At 70.4% G+C, this 15,245-nt stretch carries 16 protein-coding genes and 1 pseudogene; 9 read left to right on the top strand and 8 right to left on the bottom strand.

The features are described from left to right. Together ACWC09_RS24155 and ACWC09_RS24150 are read left to right on the top strand one after the other, a co-directional pair. A pseudogene (locus ACWC09_RS24155) lies at positions 1-719 on the top strand (DEAD/DEAH box helicase); the annotation flags it as partial. 145 nt (positions 720-864) lie between these two features. Then, complete coding sequence (locus tag ACWC09_RS24150) at positions 865-1,752, top strand: alpha/beta fold hydrolase (RefSeq protein ID WP_450852650.1); 888 nt, start codon at positions 865-867, stop codon at positions 1,750-1,752. Here the strand turns inward: ACWC09_RS24150 and ACWC09_RS24145 are convergent. Further along, on the bottom strand, positions 1,749-2,642 hold the full coding sequence (locus ACWC09_RS24145; protein ID WP_450852649.1) for an NYN domain-containing protein: 894 nt from the start codon (positions 2,640-2,642) through the stop codon (positions 1,749-1,751). The genes ACWC09_RS24150 and ACWC09_RS24145 overlap by 4 nt on opposite strands. Positions 2,643-2,825: 183 nt before the next feature. On the opposite strand from ACWC09_RS24145, the gene ACWC09_RS24140 reads away from it, so the two are divergent. Then, on the top strand, positions 2,826-2,978 hold the full coding sequence (locus tag ACWC09_RS24140) for a hypothetical protein (protein ID WP_121887214.1): 153 nt from the start codon (positions 2,826-2,828) through the stop codon (positions 2,976-2,978). A 132-nt stretch (positions 2,979-3,110) separates the two neighbouring features. Here the strand turns inward: ACWC09_RS24140 and ACWC09_RS24135 are convergent, their stop codons facing one another. The 3 genes from ACWC09_RS24135 to ACWC09_RS24125 all read right to left on the bottom strand — a co-directional run bounded on the left by ACWC09_RS24135 (position 3,111) and on the right by ACWC09_RS24125 (position 5,429). Beyond that, positions 3,111-3,716, bottom strand: a complete 606-nt coding sequence (locus ACWC09_RS24135; RefSeq protein ID WP_450852648.1) for a MarC family protein — start codon at positions 3,714-3,716, stop codon at positions 3,111-3,113. Between the two features lie 104 nt (positions 3,717-3,820). After that, positions 3,821-4,678 (bottom strand): PHP domain-containing protein, encoded by an 858-nt coding sequence (locus ACWC09_RS24130; RefSeq protein ID WP_450852647.1) that lies wholly within the window; start codon positions 4,676-4,678, stop codon positions 3,821-3,823. Between the two features lie 109 nt (positions 4,679-4,787). Further along, on the bottom strand, positions 4,788-5,429 hold the full coding sequence (locus tag ACWC09_RS24125) for a DUF6758 family protein (RefSeq protein WP_450852646.1): 642 nt from the start codon (positions 5,427-5,429) through the stop codon (positions 4,788-4,790). A gap of 158 nt (positions 5,430-5,587) precedes the next feature. Here ACWC09_RS24125 and ACWC09_RS24120 point away from each other — a divergent pair, with 158 nt between their 5' ends. Continuing rightward, positions 5,588-6,823 carry an MFS transporter gene (locus tag ACWC09_RS24120; RefSeq protein WP_450852645.1) on the top strand — a complete coding sequence of 412 codons (1,236 nt, stop codon included), beginning with the start codon at positions 5,588-5,590 and terminating at the stop codon, positions 6,821-6,823. A 41-nt stretch (positions 6,824-6,864) separates the two neighbouring features. On the opposite strand, the gene ACWC09_RS24115 is transcribed toward ACWC09_RS24120, so the two are convergent. Continuing rightward, complete coding sequence (locus ACWC09_RS24115) at positions 6,865-7,449, bottom strand: suppressor of fused domain protein (RefSeq protein WP_450852644.1); 585 nt, start codon at positions 7,447-7,449, stop codon at positions 6,865-6,867. A 478-nt stretch (positions 7,450-7,927) separates the two neighbouring features. Here ACWC09_RS24115 and ACWC09_RS24110 point away from each other — a divergent pair, with 478 nt between their 5' ends. Then, positions 7,928-9,055, top strand: coding sequence for a magnesium and cobalt transport protein CorA (locus ACWC09_RS24110; RefSeq protein WP_450852643.1), 1,128 nt, complete (start codon positions 7,928-7,930; stop codon positions 9,053-9,055). 23 nt (positions 9,056-9,078) lie between these two features. Beyond that, a complete protein-coding gene (locus ACWC09_RS24105; protein WP_450852642.1) occupies positions 9,079-9,591 on the top strand; it encodes a hypothetical protein in 513 nt (170 codons plus the stop codon). A gap of 4 nt (positions 9,592-9,595) precedes the next feature. Here the strand turns inward: ACWC09_RS24105 and ACWC09_RS24100 are convergent, their stop codons facing one another. After that, the gene (locus ACWC09_RS24100; RefSeq protein WP_450852641.1) at positions 9,596-10,339 is read right to left on the bottom strand and encodes a hypothetical protein; all 744 of its coding nucleotides are present in this window, start codon (positions 10,337-10,339) and stop codon (positions 9,596-9,598) included. Positions 10,340-10,561: 222 nt separating this feature from the next. Here ACWC09_RS24100 and ACWC09_RS24095 point away from each other — a divergent pair, with 222 nt between their 5' ends. From ACWC09_RS24095 to ACWC09_RS24085, 3 genes are read left to right on the top strand one after another with little or no spacing between them, the layout of a single operon-like run. Continuing rightward, positions 10,562-11,851 (top strand): magnesium transporter MgtE N-terminal domain-containing protein, encoded by a 1,290-nt coding sequence (locus ACWC09_RS24095; RefSeq protein WP_450852640.1) that lies wholly within the window; start codon positions 10,562-10,564, stop codon positions 11,849-11,851. Beyond that, complete coding sequence (locus tag ACWC09_RS24090) at positions 11,841-12,434, top strand: DUF1003 domain-containing protein (RefSeq protein ID WP_450852639.1); 594 nt, start codon at positions 11,841-11,843, stop codon at positions 12,432-12,434. The genes ACWC09_RS24095 and ACWC09_RS24090 overlap by 11 nt, the downstream gene beginning before the upstream one ends. Positions 12,435-12,477: 43 nt before the next feature. Further along, positions 12,478-13,611: an Mrp/NBP35 family ATP-binding protein gene (locus ACWC09_RS24085; protein ID WP_450852638.1), complete on the top strand. Its 1,134-nt coding sequence runs from the start codon at positions 12,478-12,480 to the stop codon at positions 13,609-13,611. Between the two features lie 54 nt (positions 13,612-13,665). Here ACWC09_RS24085 and ACWC09_RS24080 read toward each other — a convergent pair whose 3' ends face one another. Both ACWC09_RS24080 and ACWC09_RS24075 read right to left on the bottom strand, forming a co-directional pair. Next, positions 13,666-14,328 carry a hypothetical protein gene (locus ACWC09_RS24080; RefSeq protein WP_450852637.1) on the bottom strand — a complete coding sequence of 221 codons (663 nt, stop codon included), beginning with the start codon at positions 14,326-14,328 and terminating at the stop codon, positions 13,666-13,668. 260 nt (positions 14,329-14,588) lie between these two features. Next, on the bottom strand, positions 14,589-15,029 hold the full coding sequence (locus ACWC09_RS24075) for a sec-independent translocase (RefSeq protein ID WP_450852636.1): 441 nt from the start codon (positions 15,027-15,029) through the stop codon (positions 14,589-14,591). Positions 15,030-15,245 lie beyond the last annotated feature (216 nt).

Genomic DNA, 15,245 nt, shown 5'->3' with positions numbered 1-15,245 from the left:
CCGAGGCCACGGAGACCAAGCCCCGCACCCGGACCCGCAAGGCAACGGCCGCCGCCGAAACAGCGGTCGACACGGCCGAAGCCACCGAGGCCAAGCCGCGCACCCGGACGCGCAAGGCGACTGCCGCCGCCGAGATCCCGGCCCAGGCCGCCGCGGAGCCGGAGGCCAAGCCGCGCACCCGGACCCGCAAGGCGACGGCTGCGGCCGAGGTCGCCGTCGACACGGCCGAGGGCACGGAAGCGAAGCCGCGCACCCGTACGCGCAAGGCGACTGCCGCCGCCGAGACCCCGGCGGTCACCGCCGAGGCCACGGAGACCAAGCCCCGCACGCGCACCCGCAAGGTCGCCGAGGCTGTCGCCACTGCGCCCGAGGCCACCGCGCCCAAGCCGCGTCGTGCGCGCAAGGCGACGGCTGCGGCCGAGGTCGCCGTCGACACGGCCGAGGGCACGGAGGCCAAGCCGCGCACCCGTACGCGCAAGGCGTCGGCCGCGGTCGAGACCCCGGCGGACACCGCCGAGGCCAAGCCCCGCCGCACCCGCAAGACGGCCGCCGCCGCGGAGATCCCGGCCCAGGCCGTCGAGGAGCCCGTGGCCAAGCCCCGGACCCGCGCCCGGAAGGCCACGGCGACCGCCGAGGCCCCCACCGACGCGGCCGAGCCCAAGCCCCGTACGCGCCGCCCCCGCAAGGCGACGGCCGTCGCGGAGCCCACGGAGAGCTGACCGCTCACTCACCGGACGGCCCGGCCCCCATCACGGGGGCCGGGCCGGCGGCGTTTTCCGTGGGTGTGCCGCCCCAGGGGTGCCGACACCCTTCGGCAACCGGCCCGTCCCTCTCCCCGTCATCCTCGCCGGATACCCTCCCTCCATGAGCCGTCCCCCGACGTTCACCCCGCCCCCCGGCGCCCGCGCGTACACGCTCCGCACCGCCCGTGGAGACTTCGCCGCCATCGGGGCGCCCCCGGCGGACGGCATCCCCCCGAAGGGCACCGCTCTCCTCCTGCCCGGCTTCACCGGCAGCAAGGAGGACTTCAACCCCCTCCACCAGTCCCTCGCCGCCCGCGGCTACCACACCGTCGCCGTGGACGGCCGGGGCCAGTACGAGTCCGACGGCCCCGAGCACGACGAATCGGCGTACGCCCAGCGGGAACTCGCACAGGACGTCCTCGCCCAGACAGCCGCCCTCGGCACCCCCGTCCACCTGGTCGGCCACTCCCTCGGCGGCCAGATCGCCCGCGCGGCCGTCCTGCTCGACCACACCCCCTTCCGCTCCCTCACCCTCATGGCCTCCGGCCCCGCCCAGATCTCCAGCTCCCAGCAGCAGCGCGTCAAGCTGCTGCGGGACGCCCTCGCCGTGATGACGATGCCCGAGGTGTGGGACGCGATCCAGGCCATGGAGCCGCCCGAGGAGACCGACACCGGCGAGCTGGACGAGGGGCTCGACGACCGGGACGACCTCCGCCGCCGCTGGCTGGGCAACAAGCCCGCCCAACTCATCGCGACGGGCCGCCAGTTGTGCGTGGAGCCGGACCGCGTGGCCGAACTCGCCGCCGTCCCGCTCCCCCTCCACGTCCTGTCGGGCTCCAGCGACGACACCTGGCCGGTGACGCTCCTCGACGACATGGCCCTGCGCCTGCGCGCCCACCGCACCGTGATCCAGGGCGCCGAACACTCCCCCAACACCGACAGGCCCCTGGAAACGGCCCGCGCCTTCGCCGACTTCTGGGACCGGGCAGCCGACGCCACCCGGCTCTAGTACAGCGCCTGCAGGTGCTCCCAGAACCCGTCCCGCAGCGCCCGCCGCAGATCCGCCTGTCCGCGCAGGGAGTACTGCAACAGCCCCTCCGCCTCGACCAACAGGTCCTGGTCCACCGAGCCCGGCAGATACGGATGCCCCGGCAGCAGCTCCACCAGCGACTCCCGCCCCCGCTCCGCCAGCCACTTCGCCGCGATCTGCGCACCGACGAAACGGACGTTCTCGCGGGTCGGCCGGGAGGCGCCGGCCTCGTAGGCGGGGGCGGTGCGCCGGGCGACGTACGGCTTGAAGAAGTCGAGGTCGAGGGTGCGCTGGCTGTCGACCTCCCAGAGCAGCGGCTCCGCCTGGTTGCGGCCCTCGGGCGCCTCGATGCCCCAGAGGTGGACCCGGGCGCCGTATCCCTGTGCCGCCTCGACCGCGGACACCAGGTCCTCGTCGCCGCCCAGCAGTGCCGCGTCGCTGATGGCGCGGTGCCTGGCCAGGGACTCCAGGTCGGTCCGGATGAGTGAGTCGACGCCCTTCTGCTGGTTGTTGGCGTTCAGGTTGCCCAACCGGACCTTCACGTCCGGGAGTTCGGCGATCGACTGCTGCTCGGCGGTGTGGATGCGGCGTCTCGCGCCGTCGTACCAGTAGACCCTCAGCAGCCGGCTGTCCGCGAAGATCGTGCGGGCCCGGTCGATGAGCGCCTCGATCAGCCCCTCGGCGTCCAGGTCGAAGGCGCGCCGGTCCTCGGTCCCGGCCACCAGGCGTCCCGCGGCCGCGTACAGGTAGCCCGCGTCGACGAAGATCGCATGCGTCGAGGGTGTCTTCGCCACCTCGGCGAGCATGCGCTGCAGCAGCTCGTTCGTGCGGTCGATGCGGGCGGTGAGGGCCGCGAGGTCGTCGTTCATCGCCTCCATTGTCCCGGCGGTCACGCTGCGAACACAACCGGTCCCGGTCAGTCTCATTTCCACATCTTGACGATCCCATACCGGTTAGTAGTTAGTCGTTCGAAAAATTTCCTTAGCGTAGGGAATGTTTGTAACACGCAGGCCGTTGACTAGAGCGGAACAACGAAGACGAAGGGAGAGGCCATGCGCTTCGAAATCATGCGACTCGACGAGGTCGACGGGACGCCCGTGGACAGCACCGTCGTGGACGCCGCCTCCGTCAACCGGATCGTCCAGCAGGCCGCCGCGATCGGTCAGCGCCTATGGATCCGCCCGGCCGAGAGCACCGCCTCGTAACACGACGAGACACGACGAGACACGACGACACAGAGACCAGACGCGGATCACCGCTGAAGCTTCAGAGCCCCCGTACGGCACCGACGCCGTGCGGGGGCTCTGCGCATACAGGCGTCCAGGCCCGTACGGGGCTCAGCTCGCCCGGATCACCTGGGTGACCCCGTTGATGATCTGCTGCACGGCGATCGCGGACAGCATCATGCCCGCGAGCCGCGTCACCAGGACCACGCCGCCGTCCTTGATGACCCGGATGATCAGCAGCGAGTAGCGCATCACCAGCCACAGCACGACATGGATCGCGAGGATCGCGCACCACACCGACACCTGCGTGGCCACGTTGTCGGCCTTCTGCACGGCGAGGATCACGGACACGATCGCCCCCGGGCCGGCCAGCAGCGGCATGCCCAGCGGTACGAGCGCCACATTGACGTCCTTGGTCTGCTTCGGCTCGTCGGTCTTGCCGGTCAGCAGGTCCAGGGCGATGAGGAGCAGCAGCAACCCGCCCGCGATCATCAGCGCGGGCACGGAGACATGCAGGTAGTTCAGGATCTGGTGTCCCAGGAGCCCGAACACGGTGATGACACCGCCCGCCACACAGACGGCCTGGAAGGCCATCCGCTTCTGCACCTTGCCGGGGCGGCCGGCGGTGAGGGCGAGGAAGATCGGGGTGATCCCGGGGGGATCCATGATGACGAAGAGGGTGAGGAACAGGGAGCCGAAGACGGCGAGGTCGAACATGGGTGAGCCTTGCGGGGATGGCCACCGCCGTGGGCAGTCGTTCCGCGGGGCGGAACGGGTGAGCACGGCCTGCAGCGCCGGGTACGGGGAAGCGGGGTCCAGCCTCAGAATCCGCCGGTCCCCGGGACGGGAAACGCCCCGGTCGCCCGCCGTGTGATCTCCCCGTACACCTCGGGGTCGGTCGTGTACTCCCCGAGCACGCACGTCTTCCGGCTGCCGTGGTAGTCGCTGGACCCGGTGACGAGCAGCCCCAGCTCCTTCGCCAGCCCCCGCAGCCGCGCCCGGGTCTCCGGGTCGTGGTCCATGTGGTCGACCTCGACGCCGTCGAGCCCGGCGGCGGCCATCTCGGCGATCGCGGACTCCGGCACCGTGCGACCGCGCTTGCTGGCCCCCGGATGCGCGAAGACCGCCACCCCGCCCGCGGCCTTGACCAGCTGGATGGCCTCGAAGGGGTCGGTCTCGTGCTTCTCCACGAAGGCCCGCCCGCCGTCGGCCAGCCACTGAGGCGTGAACGCGTCGCCCACGCTCGGCACGACCCCCAGTTCGACGAGCGCGGTGGCCACATGCGGCCGCCCGACCGACCCGTCCCCGGCGATCCGCCGCACCTGCTCCCAGGTGACCGGCACACCGAGCTCGTTCAGCTTGGCGACCATCCCCCGAGCCCGCGGCACCCGGTCGTCCCGCACCAGCTCGCGCTCGGCGAGCAGCGCCGGCTCCTCGGGGTCGAAGAGGTAGGCGAGCATGTGCATGGAGATGCCGTCGATCCGGCAGGACAGCTCGGCCCCGGTCACGAGCGTGAGGCCCGCGGGCAGCGCGGCCACGGCCTCGGCGTGCCCACGGGTCGTGTCGTGATCGGTCAGCGCGACAACGTCCAGCCCGGCCGCGGCGGCGTTGCGCACCAGCTCGGCCGGGGTGTCCGTACCGTCGGAAGCGGTGGAGTGGCAGTGCAGATCGATACGCACGACACGGACTCCAGGCGATGACGGAACGGAACGGGACGCTCAAGGATAACCGGATTTTCGAGCTCCCCTGTCACACCTGAATCGGCGGTACGCCCCCTACAGGTTGCTCTCAGGGTTCCAACAGCCTGGGCGACAACGCCCCACAGGGGACCAGCTCCACTTCCGCCCCCGCGTCCCGCAGATCCGTCAGCACCAGTTCGTCGTACATCAGCAAGCCGGACTGTTCGGGCCACACCACGGCCCACAACCACAGCCCCCGCGCCTCCCCGGCGAACACCGCGCGGTCGTCCGGCGCCCCGGTCACATGCCACAGCGGCGTCGGCCGGCCACCTGCCAGCACCTTGGCCTGAGGCGGCTTCTCGACGCTCATGTACGGCCCCGGGTCCGGCCCGTCGACGCCCGCGTACCGCGCGCCGAGGCCGACGCCCAGCTCCTCGGCGACCAGGATCAGCTCCCCTATGCCACCGAGCGGGCCGGGGCCGGAGCAGGCCACCGCGGTCGCCCGCCCGCCGTGCCGGTCGTCGCCCGCGCACGCCACACCCGTGAACAGCCAGCCGACCGGCAGCGGCCACGGCATCCACACCGGCACCTGGGTGCGATGCACCACGACACTGAGGGCCTCGACGCTGGGCGGGATCACGGGCTGCACCGGATGCACGGTGCCGTGCACATCGCACTGCCAGGAATCGGCGAAGAGTCCGGGAGCCCTGACCCGGCCACCACACTTCGGGCAACTGGGTTCGCCCCTCATAGGGCCCCACGGTCCTACCCCTGCTCCCCCACGTCAAGGACGATCACCCGTCCGGACGGAACCCTTCACCGGCCAAAATTAGATGGCAGTTGCATTAATTAGCTCCCCTAACTTACTATGTGCATACACCAACTATCTCGTCGGGACGGGAGCACGTGATGGGAGCAAGTCAGGACCCCTTCGACGCCGGAGCGGGCAGCATCCTGCGCCAGCCCAAGGCCGTCTGGGCCACGGCCGGCGCGTCCGTCGTCGCCTTCATGGGCATCGGGCTCGTCGACCCGATCCTGCCGTCGATCGCCCAGGGCCTGGACGCCACGGCCAGCCAGGTCTCGCTGCTCTTCACCTCGTACTTCCTGATCACCGCCGTGGCGATGCTGGTGACCGGCTTCGTCTCCAGCCGGATCGGCGGCAAGAAGACCCTGCTGCTCGGCCTCGCCTTCGTGGTCGTCTTCGCCGGTCTCGCCGGGACCTCGGGCTCGGTCGCCGAACTCGTCGGCTTCCGCGCCGGCTGGGGCCTCGGCAACGCCCTCTTCGTGTCCACCGCCCTCGCCGTCATCGTCGGCGCGGCGGCCGGCGGCAGCGCTGCGGCGATCCTGCTCTACGAGTCCGCCCTGGGCCTCGGCATGGCCTGCGGCCCGCTGCTGGGCGCACTGCTGGGCAACGCCAGCTGGCGCTACCCGTTCTTCGGCACGGCCACGCTGATGGCGATCGGGGTCCTCTGCATCACGCTGCTCCTCAGGGAACAGCCCAGGCCCGCCCGCAAGACCTCTCTCCTCGACCCGATCAAGGCACTCGGCCACGGAGGCCTGGCCTCGGCCGCCGCGTCCGCCTTCTTCTACAACTACACGTTCTTCACCGTGCTGGCCTTCACACCGTTCGTGCTGAACATGACCCCGTACAGGTCCGGTGCCGTGTTCTTCGCCTGGGGCCTGCTGCTCGCCGTCTTCTCGGTGGTCGTGGCGCCGCGCCTGCAGGAGCGGTTCGGCTCGCTGAAGGTGCTCGGCGGCTCGCTGGTGCTGCTGGCGGTCGACGTACTCGTCCTCGGCTACGGCGACCACACCACCGCCGTCGTCTGCACGATCCTGTCCGGCGCCTTCATCGGTGTGAACAACACCGTCTACACGGAGCTGGCCCTCGGGGTGTCCGACGCGCCGCGTCCGGTGGCGAGCGCGGGCTACAACTTCGTGCGCTGGTTCGCCGCGGCCGCCGCTCCCTACTTCGCGCCGAAGATCGAGGAGTGGACCGACATCCACGTGCCGTTCGTGGTCGCGGCGGTCACGGCGGTCGTCGGGGCGCTCATCGTCGCCGTACGGCGGAATGCTCTCGACCACGAGGCGCAGGAGCTGGAGCCGAAGCACGCGAGCGAGGACAGCGTCACCGTCTTTGCCAACTGACACTTTTCGGACGCCGGTTGGTGAGCTTGCTCACTCGCCGGTCAGTCCAGCGGGACGGACCTCCGGGACGGGTCACGGAGGTCCGTCCCGTTCGTCAGCCAGCGCTCCTGGAGGGCCTGGGCGCCGTGGACGCGCTTCCAGGCGGCCTCGTTCGGGGTCATGGGCAGCAGCGGCAGGAAGCGGACCGGATCGAGCGACTCGTCGAGGTCGAGGTCCTCGACCAGGCCGCCCGGCTCGGCGACCAGGACCGAGCTGAACGGCGCGCCGGGCCAGAGGGGTTCGCCGACGTCGAGGGAGGCGCCGGGGGCCACGATCACGCCCTCGACCTGCGGAGACGCGGCGAGTACGGCGAGCGGGCGCAGTGCCTTGTCGGTGTCGGCGAGACCGCCGCGCACCGAAAGGACCAGCTCGGCGCGCGGTCCCTCGACCGGGTCGGCGAGCATCGCCGTGGGGTCGCTCATCGGCTGCGCGGACATGCCGAGCGTGGCGTAACGGACGATGTCGCCCTCATGGAAACGGAGCACTTCGATGCGGTCCGTGCCCAGGAACGTGACCGCCGCGCGCGCGTCCGGTTCGCCCAGCGCGGTGCGCAACCGTGCCTCGACCAGAGGAAGAACATCAACCATGCGGCGAGCATAGAACTCGTCAGTACCGGGCAAAGCGGCGGCTTGACTATTTGGGCGGCTGGTAGTCTGGCCCGGTCGTTCGGGGCAGCACGCAGAAGCGTCGCGATCGAGTCCCGACGCCAGTTGGACTCCCTTACGGGAATGGAACGTCCCTTACGAGGGACCGGCCGGAGGAGGTGGGGCTGTCATGGATCGAAGTCACCCGTGCAGTACCACTCGCTCTTCCCGCCGCTGATATCAGCTGATCCGGCTCTGGCTGACCGCCGCCTTTCACGCTCACGTCTTCACGCGGAAGAGCACTTCGTCCTGTTCTGCCTGATCTGTCTGATCTGACTTCAGTAGCGAAGCTCGCCACCGCGACGGTGCGGTGCTCCCCGCTTTGCGGACGTGCCAAACACCAGCAGTTGAGGACGTCCCCATTCCGGGTAGTTCCACCCGTCGTCGGCGCCTTTCGTTGCCTGCCACGAAGGAGCCAGCCATGTCGATGATCCGTGACCTGCGTGCCGCGGTCCGTCCGTCCCGCCCCTCGCTGCGCAAGGGCCTGCACCTGGGCGACGACACGTACGACACCACGCGTGACCCCGGCACTCCCTCGGCCGTCGTCGACTGCGCCGTCTACCGTGACGGCGCCCGCGTCCAGACGCCCAAGCCGCTGACCCCGCACGAGGCGATGCGTTCGGTGCGCCGCGACGGTGGCTTCGTCTGGATCGGGCTGCACGAGCCGACCGAGTCCGAGTTCTCCGGCATCGCGAGCGAGTTCGGGCTCCACCCGCTGGCTGTGGAGGACGCCGTCCAGGCCCACCAGCGGCCCAAGCTGGAGCGGTACGACGACTCCCTCTTCACCGTCTTCAAGACCATTCACTACGTCGACCACGACGAGCTCACCGCCACCAGCGAGATCGTCGAGACCGGCGAGGTCATGTGCTTCACCGGCCGGGACTTCTTCATCACCGTCCGGCACGGCGGCCAGGGCTCCCTGCGCGCCCTGCGCCACCGCCTCCAGGACGACCCCGAGCTGCTCGCCAAGGGCCCCTCGGCCGTGCTGCACGCGATCGCCGACCACGTCGTCGACGGCTACCTCGCGGTGGCCGACGCCATGCAGGACGACATCGACGAGGTGGAGACCGAGGTCTTCTCGCCGGGCCGCGGCGGGGTCTCCCGCGGTGTCGACTCGGCACGGATCTACCAACTCAAGCGCGAGGTCCTGGAGTTCAAGCGCGCGGTCTCGCCGCTGCTGCGCCCCATGCAGCTGCTGAGCGAGCGGCCGATGCGGCTGGTCGACCCGGACATCCAGAAGTACTTCCGGGATGTCGCCGACCACCTCGCCCGCGTCCAGGAGCAGGTCGTCAGCTTCGACGAGCTGCTGAACTCCATCCTCCAGGCCAACCTCGCGCAGGCGTCCGTCGCACAGAACGAGGACATGCGGAAGATCACGGCGTGGGCGGCCATCATCGCCGTACCGACGATGGTGACCGGTGTGTACGGAATGAACTTCGACTACATGCCGGAGCTGCACTCGCACTACGGCTACCCGACGGTCCTGTGCGTCACGGTCGCCCTCTGCATCGGCATCCACCGCACGCTGAAGCGGAACGGCTGGCTGTGAGGGCTCCTGGATACGCTGAGCCCATGACAAGCGAGCTGCTCGACCAGGCCCTCGTCGAGGAGGCCACCAAGAAGTCCGGCCTCATCTGGGTCAGGGGTTCCGAGGCCGCGGCCCGAGCGCTGTGGCACGTGTGGCACGAGGGTGCCGCGTGCGTGATCGGCGACGGGCCCGGCGAGCAGCCGCTGCCGGGCCTGGCCGACGGGGGCTCGGCCGAGGTGACGGTCCGCAGCAAGGACAAGGGGGGCCGGCTGGTCTCCTGGACCGCGAAGGTCGTGGAGCTCGCGTCGGGCTCGGAGGCCTGGGAGGCGACGGTCGCCGAGCTGAAGGGCAAGCGCCTCAACGCGCCCGACGGGGAAGCGATGCCGGAGCGCTGGGCGCGGGAGTGCCGGGTGCTGCGGCTGGAGCCGACGGGGGAGACGGCCGCGCCGCCCGACGGCTCGCTGGCACAGGCCCCGCTGCCGTCCCCCGCCACCACTCGCCGGCCGATCCCCGCAGGGCTTCCGCACCTGCTTCTCAAGAAGAAACGCAAGCGCTAGCCGCTCACGAACTCGGCAGCTGCTTGCCGTAGTCCACCGTCTCGCTGTCCTTCGGCTCGTTCAGAGCGAAGTCCTTGCCCCACGAGGAGAACGTCAGCGTCCCCGCGCCGCCCGCCCGCTGCAGCCGCAGCGGATACGGCTCGCCCTCCAGGGACACGTCGAGAGTGCCGCCGGAGCCCTTGTCGCCGGTGATGCGGATGGTGCGGGTACCCGACTGCTCGTGGTGGCCGTCGGTCGCCAGCGAGCCGTGCAGGGTCAACAGGCCGGAGAGGAGGACGTCCTTGTCCGTGAAACCACTGAACTTCTTGTACGAGGGGTCGCCCGGCGGCACCTTCACGTACTTGCCGTCGAGCTTGTCCGCGGTCCCGGCGCCCGTGTCGCCGTCGGCATGGTTCCAGAAGCCCGAGTCGGCCTTCAGATACAGCTTCTTCCCGATCCGCAGCAGCCCGAACGACGCGCCCTTGGAGGTGACCGAGCCCGTGCCGCCGTCCGACTTCAGGCGCATGTCGAGTGTGTACGTGCGCCCATTGGTGACCACGGTCCCGGAGAGCCGTACCGTCCCGGCGGACTCGGCGGCCACTCTGGTCTTCGACTGGATCGTCGCCGCCGGCAGCTTGCCGACCCCGTTGGTGCCCTCGTCGGGGTTTTCACTGCATCCCGCAAGGAACCCCGTCCCCGTCACGACCAGAGCGCACATCGCGCCCCACAGCATGGTCCGGCGGATACGGCCCTGGGGAATCGCGGTCACAGGCGGGGCTGCCTTTCGGTCGTGGGACGTGGGCGGCGTAGGCAGCGTACCGGGGTCGCGGAGGCGGTCCGTCCGGAGCTCCCACCAGGGCGGATCCGATCGGTACGGGCTAGCCTGAAGCCCACCCGAGCAGGCAATTCGGAAAAGAAACGCAAGCAAAAACAAGCAGCACGAAAAACCCAGTAAGAAAAGAAACACCCAGTAAGAAAAGGAGGCGCAGCCATGGCAGCGGGCGCCCCCCGGATCTTCGTCTCGCACCTCGCCGGTGTCGCCGTGTTCGATCCGAACGGCGACCAGGTGGGCCGCGTGCGCGATCTGGTCGTCGTGCTGCGCGTCGGGCGGCGGCCCCCGCGCGTGCTCGGGCTGGTGGTCGAACTGTCCACCCGACGCCGTATCTTCCTGCCCATGACCCGGGTGACCGGCATCGAGTCCGGCCAGGTCATCACCACCGGCGTGCTCAACGTCCGCCGCTTCGAGCAACGCCCCACCGAGCGCCTCGTCTTCGGCGAGCTCCTCGACCGGCGCGTCACGCTCGTCGAGACCGGTGAGGAGGTCACCGTCCTCGACGTGTCGGTGCAGCAGCTGCCGGCCCGCCGGGACTGGGAGATCGGCCGGGTCTTCGTACGGAAGGGGAAGAGCGGCGCCTTCCGACGGGCCAAGGGCGAGACGTTGACCGTCGACTGGTCCTCCGTCACCGGCTTCTCCCTGGAGGAGCACGGACAGGGCGCTGAGAGCCTCCTGGCCACCTTCGAGCAGCTGCGCGCCGCCGACCTCGCGAACGTCCTGCACCACCTCTCCCCCAAGCGGCGCGCGGAGGTGGCCGCCGCCCTCGACGACGACCGCCTGGCCGACGTGCTCGAGGAGCTCCCGGAGGACGACCAGATCGAGATCCTCGGCAAGCTGAAGGAGGAGCGGGCGGCGGACGTCCTGGAGGCCATGGACCCGGACGACGCGGCCGACCTGCTCTCCGAGCTCCCCGAGGACGACCAGGAGCGGCTGCTGAGCCTGATGCAGCCCGCCGACGCGGCCGACATGCGACGCCTGATGTCGTACGAGGAGCACACGGCCGGCGGTCTGATGACGACCGAGCCGATCGTGCTGCGCCCGGACGCGACCGTCGCCGACGCCCTCGCGCGCGTGCGCAACGCCGACCTCTCCCCCGCCCTCGCCGCCCAGGTCTACGTCTGCCGCCCGCCCGACGAGACGCCGACCGGCAAGTACCTCGGCACGGTCCACTTCCAGCGCCTGCTGCGCGACCCGCCGTACACGCTGGTCGGTTCGATCATCGACCACGACCTGCAACCGCTGGACCCGGACGCCGAACTGCCCGTCGTCGCCGGGTTCTTCGCGGCGTACGACATGGTGGCGGCGCCCGTGGTCGACGAGGCGGGGTCGCTGCTCGGCGCGGTGACGGTGGACGACGTGCTCGACCACATGCTGCCCGAGGACTGGCGGGAGACCGAGTTCCATCTGGACGAGGGTGCCGAGGGGGCGAGTACGCATGGCTCCTGAGCGCGAGGGCACGCGCGAGCGGACGCCGGCCGGGGCGACGGCGACCACGCGCCCGCGTGCCCGGCTGGACCAGCCGCGGCCCGCGCGCCGTCGGATCCTGCCCGAGTGGGACCCGGAGGCCTTCGGCCGGTTCTCGGAGCGCATCGCGCGCTTCCTGGGCACCGGGCGGTTCATCGTCTGGATGACGGTCGTCATCATCGCGTGGGTGCTGTGGAACATCTTCGCGCCGAAGGACCTGCGCTTCGACAACTACCCCTTCATCTTCCTGACCCTGATGCTGTCCCTCCAGGCCTCCTACGCGGCCCCGCTGATCCTGCTCGCGCAGAACCGGCAGGACGACCGCGACCGGGTCAACCTCGAACAGGACCGCAAGCAGAACGAGCGCTCCATCGCCGACACCGAGTACCTGACCCGCGAGATCGCCGCCCTGCGCATCGGCCTCGGCGAGGTGGCGACCCGCGACTGGATCCGTTCCGAGCTGCAGGACGTGGTCAAGGAGCTGGAGGAACGGCAGAACGGCCACCACAAGCACGTCGTATTCCCGGCAGAACGGTCGCCGGGACGTGACGTAGACGACCGGTGACGGGCTTACCGGGGCCCGGCTACCGAGCCGTACCATCGTTGCTATGGCTAGCGAAGACGCGGTGCGCGAGGCACTGGCGACGGTGAACGACCCCGAGATCAACCGACCCATCACCGAGCTCGGGATGGTGAAGTCGGTGGAGATCGGCGCGGACGGGGCGGTCGCGGTCACCGTGTACCTGACGGTCTCCGGCTGCCCGATGCGCGAGACGATCACCCAGCGCGTGACCGAGGCGGTCTCCCGGGTCGAGGGTGTCACCCGCGTCGACGTCACGCTGGACGTGATGAGCGACGAGCAGCGCAAGGAGCTGGCGACCGCGCTGCGCGGCGGCCAGGCCGAGCGCGAGGTCCCCTTCGCCAGGCCGGGCTCGCTCACGCGCGTGTACGCGGTCGCCTCCGGCAAGGGCGGCGTCGGCAAGTCGTCCGTGACGGTCAACGTGGCGGCGGCGATGGCGGCCGACGGCCTGAAGGTGGGCGTGGTCGACGCCGACATCTACGGCCACAGCGTGCCGCGCATGCTGGGCGCCGACGGCCGTCCGACCCAGGTCGAGAACATGATCATGCCGCCGTCCGCGAACGGCGTGAAGGTCATCTCCATCGGCATGTTCACGCCGGGCAACGCGCCGGTGGTGTGGCGCGGCCCGATGCTGCACCGCGCGCTGCAGCAGTTCCTCGCGGACGTCTACTGGGGCGACCTGGACGTCCTGCTCCTGGACCTGCCGCCCGGCACCGGCGACATCGCGATCTCGGTCGCCCAGCTGGTCCCGAACGCCGAGATCCTGGTCGTCACCACGCCTCAGCAGGCGGCGGCCGAGGTGGCCGAGCGGGCCGGCTCGATCGCCGTCCAGACCCACCAGAAGATCGTCGGCGTGGTCGAGAACATGTCCGGCCTGCCCTGCCCGCACTGCGGCGAGATGGTCGACGTCTTCGGCACGGGCGGCGGCCAGACCGTCGCCGACGGCCTCACCCGCACGACCGGTGCGACCGTCCCGGTCCTCGGCTCGATCCCGATCGACGTCCGCCTCCGCGAGGGCGGCGACGAGGGCAGGCCGGTGGTCCTGTCCGACCCGGACAGCCCTGCGGGCGCGGCCCTGAGGGGAATCGCGGGCAAGCTGGGAGGCCGCCAGCGGGGCCTTTCCGGGCTGTCCCTGGGGATCACCCCGAAGAACAAGTTCTAGGCCCTCGTACGACTGTGGGGCGCCATCCGGTGGGATGGCGCCCCTTTGTCGTGGCTACGCGTACTCGCCGATGTCCTTGATCATGGCGAACCCGAGGCCGTACGCGCTCATCCCTCTTCCGTACGCCCCCACGTGCACCCCCTCCGGCGTGGACCCGGCGAGCACCCACCCGAACTCGGACTCCCGGTAGTGAAAGGGCGTGGGCACCCCGTCCACGGGCAGCGAGAGCATGGACCACTCGGCCCCGGCCAGGTCGTCGGCCAGCGCCCACGCGGTCTCGGTCTGCTGCTCCAGCCAGTCGTCCCGCAGCGAGTGGTCCATCTGCCCCGGCCAGGTGAACGACAGCAGCCCCACCCCGGCCAGCCAGGCGGCGGAGGAGACCGACGTGGCCTCCAGCAGCCCCGTCCCGTCGGCGCTCCTGCGGGACGGATTCGCGGCGACCGTGACGACCACCGCGAACTTCTCCTTCGGCTCCCCGACGGAGCCGACCTCGTTCTTGACCGAGGGCTCGTCGCCGTGCCCGATGGACCCGTGCTCGACGGCACCGTCGGCCGCCGTGCCGACCTGCATCAGCCAGCGCGGCCCCGTGAAGGCCTCGTCGAGGCCGTACCACGGGAAGGGCGCCTCCAGGTAGCCGTCGACCGTGCGCCGGGCGGAGGGAACCTGTTGTCCACCCTCCGCGGCCGCCGCCTGCGCGACCTGACTCGTCGTCTCCATGTGCCCGGACGCCTCCTCGCTCTCGTCGGACCGGAGCGGCCCGCCCCCCTTCGGGCGTACTCGTCAGGTCCGCGCAACAACAGGGCAGCATAACCACCCCGCTCCGAGCAGCAGGGAAACCGCCCGGCACGTGGGTCGCACAGGGGGGCGGGTTCAGGCCTTCCGGGGCCGCGGCGACGTATGAAACGCGTCACGTACGAGGGTCGTACGAGGGCTGCGCGGCGGCTGTACGGCGGTTTCGAGGCCCGTGGCCGTACGGCTCAGGTGGCGTCCGCGTCGAAGGGCGGCCGGTCGTCTTCCTCGGGCTTCTTGGTCATGTCGACGCGGCCGCCGGAGGAGCCGGACGTGCCGGAGGACGAGGAGGACGAAGGCGAGCCGTCGGTGCTGTGGACCGCGTCCGTGACCTCGGCCATCTCCTTCTTCAGGTCGAAGCCGTTGCGGATCTCCTTGAGCCCCAGTTCGTCGTTGTCCAGCTGCTTGCGGATGAACGTCTTGGGGTTGAGGTCCTCGAACTCGAAGTCCTTGAACTCCGGGCCGAGCTCGGACCGGATGTCCTGCTTGGCGCTCTCCGAGAACTCCCGGATCTTCCGGATGGTCCGCGTGACGTCCTGGATGACCTTCGGGAGCTTGTCCGGACCGAAGACGAGCACGGCAAGGACAACGAGCGTCACCAGCTCGAGCGGTCCTATGTCATTGAACACCTGAAGCTCCTTGCGATGTCCTCGGTCCGCGGCCCTCGGGTGGTCTGTGCGGTCTTCCGTGGTCCGGGCCTGAACCAAGGTACCCGGCGATCCGGTACGACCGGTACTGTCCCGGGGGCTCCGAGTCCGTCCCTGTGAGCGGTTTTGTGGGTTGTTTGCCTTGTGGGACCCCGGGTGAGCGGGCGAACGTGGCCCGATCTGTGAGATTGGTGTGAG

The sequence above is a fragment of the Streptomyces sp. NPDC001617 genome (assembly GCF_053596855.1).
The sequence above is the reverse complement of the archived record's forward strand: the minus strand, read 5'-3'. Positions and strand labels throughout refer to the sequence as shown.